1 protein-coding gene is annotated in these 890 nt (G+C 76.0%); it reads right to left on the reverse strand.

What is annotated here, in order from left to right; genetic code table 11:
* Positions 1 to 55: 55 nt before the first annotated feature.
* On the reverse strand, positions 56 to 890 hold an 835-nt coding region (locus tag VR45_RS40900), incomplete at its 5' end, for a hypothetical protein (protein WP_045945052.1).

Consider the following 890-nt stretch of genomic DNA (forward strand, 5'->3'; position numbering starts at 1 on the left):
GGCCACCGCCGGGGCACCTGGGAGGCCAGGCCGGCGATGTACAGGTTCTCCGTCCTCACGCAGTGCCCCCCAGGCCGATCAGCAGATGGCAGAGGAACACGGCCGGCAGGTAGCCGACCACGGCCCCGACGGGCCAGCGGGCCGCCCCGGTCCGGCTGAAGCGGCGGGCGGCGAGGGCGGCGACGGCGACCGGCAGCAGCGCCAGCCAGCCCCACCCGGCCGGTCCGCCCTCCCACGGCCGCAGCACCGCCAGCGACACCGCGGCGGACGCGGCGGCGGAGCCGAGCGCGAGCGCAACGGTCCTGCGCAGGCCGAAGACCCGGACATAGGTGCGCTCGTGCGCGCCCGGCTCGCGGACCACCTTGCGGACCAGTTCGTGGTGGGTGGCGGCCAGCATGATCACCGCCAGCAGCGGCAGCACGTGCTTCCCGGCCCGCGCGACCGTGTCGCCGTCCAGCCCGGTGTCGTGCAGGAACACCGCGTACAGGTAGAGGTTGAGCAGCACCTGGACCGGGGAGCTCAGCAGGACGCCGGTGACGACGGCATCGCCGCGCGGCCACCCCAGTCGCAGCTCGGCGCCCACCAGCAGTGTGGTGTAGACGAGTTGGGCGGCGATCAGCAGCAGGGCGGCCCGGTTGCCGGCGTTCAGGAGGAGCAGGAACGCGGCCCCGGCGCCGGACAGGAGGTACAGGTCGCGCGGCAGTACGGCGCCGCGCGCCAGCGGGCGGGACGGGTTGTGGCGCCGGTCGTACGGCAGGTCGCGCAGGTCGTCGGCGGCCCGCAGGAGGAGCAGGTCGACCAGGACGGTCAGTGCGGCGCCCACCGTGCCCCAGCCCGGCCGCCAGTGCCCGACCCGCGCGTCGGCGGCGGCGAACAGCCCGGTGGCGCCT

Origin of the sequence: Streptomyces sp. NRRL S-495 (assembly GCF_000966955.1) — a bacterium.
Classification (GTDB): domain Bacteria; phylum Actinomycetota; class Actinomycetes; order Streptomycetales; family Streptomycetaceae; genus Kitasatospora; species Kitasatospora purpeofusca.